Annotated in this window: 9 protein-coding genes; all 9 read right to left on the bottom strand. The window is 70.8% G+C overall.

Annotated features, from left to right (window positions below):
- Window positions 1-253: 253 nt before the first annotated feature.
- Entirely contained in the window at window positions 254-892 is a 639-nt protein-coding gene (locus ACTMVF_RS40040) for a hypothetical protein (RefSeq protein ID WP_441276023.1), read from the bottom strand.
- A 144-nt stretch (window positions 893-1036) separates the two neighbouring features.
- On the bottom strand, window positions 1037-1909 hold the full coding sequence (locus tag ACTMVF_RS40045; RefSeq protein WP_441276024.1) for a phosphoadenosine phosphosulfate reductase domain-containing protein: 873 nt from the start codon (window positions 1907-1909) through the stop codon (window positions 1037-1039).
- Window positions 1910-2013: 104 nt separating this feature from the next.
- Complete coding sequence (locus ACTMVF_RS40050; protein WP_441276025.1) at window positions 2014-3144, bottom strand: hypothetical protein; 1131 nt, start codon at window positions 3142-3144, stop codon at window positions 2014-2016.
- Between the two features lie 216 nt (window positions 3145-3360).
- Complete coding sequence (locus ACTMVF_RS40055) at window positions 3361-3786, bottom strand: hypothetical protein (RefSeq protein WP_441276026.1); 426 nt, start codon at window positions 3784-3786, stop codon at window positions 3361-3363.
- Window positions 3783-4064 (bottom strand): hypothetical protein, encoded by a 282-nt coding sequence (locus tag ACTMVF_RS40060; protein ID WP_441276027.1) that lies wholly within the window; start codon window positions 4062-4064, stop codon window positions 3783-3785. The genes ACTMVF_RS40055 and ACTMVF_RS40060 overlap by 4 nt, the downstream gene beginning before the upstream one ends.
- A gap of 152 nt (window positions 4065-4216) precedes the next feature.
- On the bottom strand, window positions 4217-4792 hold the full coding sequence (locus ACTMVF_RS40065) for a hypothetical protein (protein WP_441276028.1): 576 nt from the start codon (window positions 4790-4792) through the stop codon (window positions 4217-4219).
- 74 nt (window positions 4793-4866) lie between these two features.
- Window positions 4867-5484: a hypothetical protein gene (locus tag ACTMVF_RS40070; protein ID WP_441276029.1), complete on the bottom strand. Its 618-nt coding sequence runs from the start codon at window positions 5482-5484 to the stop codon at window positions 4867-4869.
- A 91-nt stretch (window positions 5485-5575) separates the two neighbouring features.
- Window positions 5576-5812: a hypothetical protein gene (locus tag ACTMVF_RS40075; protein ID WP_441276030.1), complete on the bottom strand. Its 237-nt coding sequence runs from the start codon at window positions 5810-5812 to the stop codon at window positions 5576-5578.
- A 92-nt stretch (window positions 5813-5904) separates the two neighbouring features.
- On the bottom strand, window positions 5905-6363 hold the full coding sequence (locus tag ACTMVF_RS40080) for a hypothetical protein (RefSeq protein WP_441276031.1): 459 nt from the start codon (window positions 6361-6363) through the stop codon (window positions 5905-5907).
- Window positions 6364-6593: the final 230 nt, after the last annotated feature.

Consider the following 6593-nt stretch of genomic DNA (forward strand, 5'->3'; position numbering starts at 1 on the left):
CGGCCCAACTCCGGCCCGCCGCACGGGATGCCGGGCCCCGCCGGGCACCCCTCCCCTCCCCGCCGGCCTCTTCGTGCGCGCACAACCGATCACCCGCTCGCCGGGAGCGCGCCTGCCACGTAAACCCCCGGCGGGATGCCGTCTCACCTCTTAAGAGGTGAGTTCGGGACGGGTGAGTCCCCGCGGGCTGAACACGCCGATGGCCAGCGCCCGCCCGTTCAGAGCTCCACGCTGGCCATCGTCTTGAGTCGGCTCACCCGTCCTGCTGGCCCGACTCCTTGCGGGCCTGGGTGATGATGCGCTTCCAGGTGTGGACGGATCCGCCGTGCTGTGCGGCGAGGTCGGCCGCGACCTCGCCGGCCTTTCGGCCGGGCTGTGCGGCCAGCGCCTTGGCGGCCTGGTCGACGCGCGGGTCCGGCCCGGTCCGGGCGGGGCGGCCGGACTTGCCCGCCCGGTGCGTCGAGTCGTGCCACTCCCACAGCTGCCGCCGGGTGCGGTACTCGCGCTCTCCCCCGCCGGGCAGCTGCTCGACCCGTACCGGGTCGGGCCATCCGGGAGGGGGCGTCTTCTTGTAGTGGCGCACGGCGCTGCCGTCCAGGCCGAGGACGCGCGCCTGTTCGGCGGGCGTTAGCTCCTCGTCGGGGTCGCCGCTGCGGTCGATGACCCGCCCGCCCTGCGGCCGGTCCTGGTTGCGCCGCTCCTTGTTGTACTTGGCGAACCATTCGTCCCACTCGCCGACGTCCCAGTGCATGACCCCGTCGACCATCTCCGGCTGGGGGTGACCGTTGGCCGCGCGGTCGCGCCACAGGTTGCTGAGCGTGGCCCGGCTGTAGCCGGTGTGCTCGATCAGTTCCTCGCGGTTGGCGAGGCGGCGGCCGCCGATGGTCTTCATGACGCGTGCTCCTGGTGGGTCGGGACGTGGATACGATGGTGCCGGTTCGGTTTATGGGTCTGTTGAGGGCCCTCGGTGGCCGAACCGCGCGGCCCGGCGGGATTCCCAATGCATTGCTCCGCCGGGCCGTTTGGTTTCCCGGCGTCAGCTCCGGGCTAGTTCGATGATCCGCTTCAGGGTGAGGTTCTTCTTGAACGGCTTGCCCATCCGCTCCTCAGCCTGGGCCCACTCCGCGAAGATCCCGGGGTTCATCCGGGCAGACTCGATCGCGTCCTCCCGGCTCGCCAGCGGGCAGGCCCGGCAGCTGAGCCGCCCCATCCGCTCGTAGGCGGGGTGCCACGGGATGCCGTGGTCACGGTGGATCTTCCAGACCTGGTCCGTCTTGAGGTGGTGGACCGGCAGCCAGGTCGTGACGTGACGCAGCGTCTTCGCGGTCATCCGGTGCTGCTCGATGACCGGCTTCTTCGCGCGGGCCCGGGACTCCTCGGCCCGCATACCCATGGCGTATCCAGCCCGGATCGGGCGGCCGAGCCTGAGCTCGTCGGCGACCTCGTCGACGTAGTCGCGCCCGACCGCGGTCTTCATGTCGCTCGTGCAGAAGCGGGCGAAGTAGCCGGGAAAGTTGCCGTGAGCCAGGATCCGGTGCCACAGGGACGGCCACCGCTGGCTGCGCCGGACGACGAACGGGACGTCGTACAGGGCGGCGTGGCTGCGGGCGACATCTTCCGCGCCCGGCCACTCGATCAGGTTCCCGCCCGGGGTACGCCCGAGGTCGCAGTGCAGGACCCGGACCTTGTGCAGGGCGCCCGCCTTGGCGGCCTGCGTGCACACCTCGTGCACGAGGACACCGCTGTCCTTGCCGCCACTGTCGCCGACGACCACGACGTCGTTGGCGTCCCAATCGAATTCGGCGGCCGCGGCGGGCGCGGCCGGCGCGGCGGCCGGCGCGAACAGTTCGAGCTGGGCGGCCGCGCACCCGGTGCCGCACGGCGGGGTGGGCCTGGGGTTCTTCGTCACAGGGGTCTCTCCCGGTGTTGAGGGTGATCGGTGGATCCGTCCGGCCGGGGAGGGAGCGAGGATTCCCGTCTCGTTTCCCTCCCCGGTCGGCTGGTCGGGTGGGGCTACAGCGGCCGCCCGTCGCAGTCGACGTAGCCGTCGGCGGACGGGTGGGGCTGGAAGCACCCGGCGTGCGCCGCCTCGTGGTCGTCGTCCTCGTCGTCGGCGCTGGCCTGGGGGTCGGTGAGCCAGTTGGCGATGACCTCGACGCAGTCGGCGAGTCCGTCGACGGGGCGGGTCATCAGCCCCTTCTCGATCCCGTCGCCGTCGCTGACGTCCACGTGCCACTCGTCGCCGGGGCGGACCGGCGGCCGCTGGTCCATGGGCCACTCGTCGTCGTTGTCGTTGTAGAGGGCGAGCACCATGTACGGCGACGGCTCGTCGGGCAGCTCCCCCGTGCTCTGGTCGCGGGGGATGGCCAGCCAGGTGTTCCGGCCGCCGTCGAGCAGCGGCTCGTCCAGGAGGTGCGCGGTGATGCCCCACTCGGCGAGGGCCTTGCGGGCGATCTGCTCGGCGCTGTCGCCCACGCCCTCCTCCGGCGCGCTGCCGCCGCAGCGGCGGGCCTGCTCCACGATGGAGCCGACGAGGGCGGCGGTGTCGTCCACGTACGGGCGGTGCTGACCGGCGGAGTGGTAGACGGTGGTGTGGATGCCGCTGCCGGGCTTGGTCCAGCTCGCGGTCCAGTAGCCGTGGTCCCGGATGGGGTAGGGGGTGGTGACGTCCGGGAACACCTCGCGGTACCGGGCGGAGATGCCCTCAAAGGTGATCACCGTGCCGTCGGCGAGCGGTACACGGATGCGCTGCCAGTTCCCGCCGCGGCCGTAGCCCTCCTCGACGCAGCGCAGGCCCGCCGCGCGCAGCATGGCGACCGGGACCGCGTCCGCCGGGTCGTCGGCTGCGGTCGGGGCTTCGCCGCCGTGCTGCTCGATCAGGTCGCGCAGGGCGTACACGGGCACGTCCAGGAACTGGCTGACGTCGGCGTCGCCGCCGGTCAGGAAGCTCTCCCAGGGGTCCTCGTTCTCCCAGCCCTCGCCCTCGGGGGTGCCGAGACCGGGCCACAGGATGACGGCGGTCGCGCAGCAGTCCTCCCCGGCCTTGATGTTGACGCTGAACGCGTGGCCGTCGGCCAGCAGGACCGGCCGGAAGTTGTCGTCGGTGCCTTCGGCAATGAGGCGGTCGAGACCTGGAGTGATCACAGAGTTCTCCTGTTGAGGTTCTTCGGTGTTGACCCGGGGGTCTGGTGTCGATCGGGGATTCCCGCCCCCTTTCGACGCATCTAATACTCTCACGTCTATTGCTGGGAGTCAAACCGGATTCCGCAGGTCAGAAACGCGTCACCCCGCCTCATCTCCGGGGAGGCGAGGCGGGGTGCGTGCGGTGCAGCGGTTCCTCGGGGCTACCGGCGGCGGTGGTCAGTTCTGCGGGGGGATGACCGTGCCGGGCATGACGGTCAGCCAGGTGTCGACCCACGGCTCGGCGTCGGCCCGCTCGGCCTTGAAGTGGCTGCGGACGATGCCCTCGGCGGCGGCCGCGTCGGCGGCGGTCACCGCGTAGGACGACAGGCACTGCTCGAAGAGGAAGCCGAACAGGTCCTCGTCCATGACGTCCTGCTCGTCAGGGGTGGGCAGTACCCCGAGGACGAGCAGGTCGTGACCGAAGTCGGCGAAGACGACGGTCCATTGGTCCTCGCCCGCCGTGGCGTACGGCTGGGCCGCGAAGGTCTTGATGCACTGGGCGGCCGCCTGGAACTCCTGGGCGAGGTCGTGCAGCGTCGTGTCGGTGGAAGCCCACGGGTTCTCCTGGGGCTGGGTTGATCGGGGCTGGCGGTCCGAAGTCACAGGGCGGCGGCGAGCAGTGTGGCGGCGTGGAACAGGTTGGTGAGGCTCTGGCCGATCAGGCAGACGCCGATTGCGAGGAGTGCATCGTGGGCGTCGGCTCCGCCGTCGGAGTTGGCGGCCGCCGTGAGGGCGGACAGATCGAGGGCCAGGAACACGGCCAGCACGACGACGATCCAGCGGGCCAGTCCAAGGACACGGCGGGCGAGGCGCCCCATGACGCGCACGAGGTACAGCACAAGGAAGGCGAGGGCGACAACAGCGGCGATGGTCATGCTCATACGGGGCGTCTCTCCTGGGAGTTGAGGGTTCTCGGGGTCCCGGGGGCGGGCGGGGATTCCCGTCCCGTCCGCCCCCGGGCGGTTCCCGCCGGCCGTTGGGTGGCCCGCCGGGACCGGTGCTGTTCCGGTCCCGGCGGCCGCCCCAGGCGGGGCTACTGCTGGTAGGCGGGGATCAGTGCGCGCACCTTCTCCTCGCCGATGCACCCGCCCTCGTGGCGGTAGGCGGACGGCGGGTTGCCGTTGCGGCCGCGGTGGTGGCTCCAGTAGCGGACGCCGGACCAGGGGCACAGCTCGCACTGGAGGTACCAGGGGTTGTCCGACCCCGGGAAGCCGTGGAGCACGGCCCGCCAGCGGTGTTCGGTCAGCCCGGCGAACGCGACGTGGGCGCCCTTGATGTTGCGCGGGCTGGCGGGCATCCGGGGGTGCAGCAGGGGCACGGGGCCGTTCAGCGGCTTCGGGGCCTCGGCGCGGATCTGCTCCAGGGCGACGGCGGTGACGCGACCGGCGGCGTACTCCTGGGCGAGGTACGCGGCGGCCATGTCGATGCCCTTGGTGCCGGTCGGCGGGCGGCGGAGGTTGTGCTCGCCCTCGGTGGTGACGACCAGCCAGTCACGGTGCCAGCGGTAGGCCTGTCCGATGACTCGGTCCTCGCCGATGATCACGGGGTAGCGGCACTCGATGTCCGGCTCTCCGATGCGGTACGGCAGGGTGGCCTGGGTGGTGGTCATGCGTGTGCTCCTGGTTCGTGGAAGGGGGCCCGGCGGGGCGGTTGCGCTCTCCGCCGGGCGGCCTGCGGCTCGGGTCAGACCTGCGGGGTGGGCAGGGACGGGTGCCAGCAGACGGGGACGCCGAGGACCATGCAGCCGTGGCGCATGTGGGTCTCGTGTTCGAGGTGCTCAAGGCACAGGTCGACGGTCCAGAAGTCCCCGGGTCCGGCGGGCAGGGAGATGTACGTGCAGGCCTCGGGGTCGTCCTGGGCGGCCCTGGCGGCCTCCCCGTTGGGGTAAAACCGTCCGTCGGTGCTGCCGTCCTTGATGCGGAAGGCGACGATGCCGCCCTCACCCTTGGGCAGACCGGCCGTGAGCTTCTCGATCTCGTCGTACATGAGCATGGCTGCCTGGTCCTGCGGCTCGGCGAGCATCAGCACGCACTGGGCGTAGAAGAGATCGCCGGTGGCGGTGAGCAGCCGGGCGTACAGGTCGGTGCGCTCCGCGCCGGTCAGGCGGCGGATGCCGCACTGGGCAAGGAAGTCGTCGGCGGTCTCGACGACGTCGCCCGCGTACGGGAAGGGCCCGTGCTCGTCGCTGAGCTGGCCGTGCTCCCACAGCTGGAGGGAGTAGGCCTTCCGGCGGGCGTCGTAGACCGGGTGGAGCTTGGTCGGGGCGCCGTCGCGCGTGCCGAGATCGAAGGTGAGGTCCATGGCTGGTCTCCGGGTTGAGGTGGTTCGGTGTTGGTGGGCCCGGCGGGCGGACAGGGATTCCCGTCCCGTCCGCCCGCCGGGGCGTCGGCGTTCAGCTGGCAGTCGTGGCGTGCTCCAGCTCGTCCGCCTGGTACCGGCCGATGTACCGGCCGCCCCAGGTGACGCAGCAGTACCACTGGTCGGCGGGGCCGTACTCGTAGGTGCTCCAGCCATTGACGACGCCGTCAGCGGGGAGGTCTCCGTTCCCTCCCTTGCGCTTCACCTGGTCGCCTTTGGTGAAGCCGTCTCGACTGTCCATCTGCTGGTGCGGGTTCTTCTGCGCGAGCACAGAGTCCTCCTGTGTTGAGGTTGATCGGTGTGGACTGGGCCCGGTGGGGCGGACAGGGATTCCCGTCCCGTCCGCCCCCGGGCGATGCCGGGTCAGGCCCGGCGGTCGTCGACCTTGAAGGCCTGGAACTCGGTGCCGTTCTCCGCCGTCAGGACATCGCCCCGGACGATGTCGTCGATATGCAGGGCGATTTCGCCGGTGCGGAAGCCGTGCTTCTGGAGCTGCGACCACAGGAGGTTGGCGACGTCCCGCAGCTCGACCGTGTCGTCGCCCTGGCCGATGGTGATCCAGTCGCCGCCCTTGCGGCGCATCTGGGCGACGTAGACCGGCGGCGTGGACCAGTCCGGACCCTCGTCCATGTAGTCGACGATGGCCCGGCGTGCGGCGTGCGCGCCCCCGCCGGTGTGCTCGTCGACGTCGGCGAGGTGCATCAGGTCGGCGATCATGTCGCTGGGCTCCGAGTGCGGGTACGCGGCCCGGTAGAGCTCCCAGGAGAGGCGGACGCGCTCGGCGCGGTCCGGGGTGGTCGGCTCGTGCTCGGCGAGGTTCATGCCGTGCCCTTTCGGTTGAGGTTCTTCGGTATGGACCCGGGGGTCCTGGTGACGATCGGGGATTCCCGCCCCCTTTCGACGTATCTAATACTCTCACGTTTCTGCTGTCGAGTCAAACCTGAAAGCCCAGATCAGGGCCCCTTTTCGGCAAGATGTGACTTCACGCGATAGGTGTCACTTTCCAGCGATTCTTGTCACCAGTGGTCCCGCACATGTCAGGCGGGCAACCG

This window comes from Streptomyces sp. SD31, assembly GCF_052068475.1.
GTDB lineage: Bacteria > Actinomycetota > Actinomycetes > Streptomycetales > Streptomycetaceae > Streptomyces.

Excerpts from the sequence above, each read along its gene's own strand:
- ACTMVF_RS40040 (WP_441276023.1), bottom strand. The coding sequence starts at position 892 with ATGAAGACCATCGGCGGCCGCCGCCTCGCCAACCGCGAGGAACTGATC.
- ACTMVF_RS40080 (WP_441276031.1), bottom strand. The coding sequence starts at position 6,363 with ATGAACCTCGCCGAGCACGAGCCGACCACCCCGGACCGCGCCGAGCGC.
- ACTMVF_RS40060 (WP_441276027.1), bottom strand. The coding sequence starts at position 4,064 with ATGAGCATGACCATCGCCGCTGTTGTCGCCCTCGCCTTCCTTGTGCTG.
- ACTMVF_RS40070 (WP_441276029.1), bottom strand. The coding sequence starts at position 5,484 with ATGGACCTCACCTTCGATCTCGGCACGCGCGACGGCGCCCCGACCAAG.
- ACTMVF_RS40065 (WP_441276028.1), bottom strand. The coding sequence starts at position 4,792 with ATGACCACCACCCAGGCCACCCTGCCGTACCGCATCGGAGAGCCGGAC.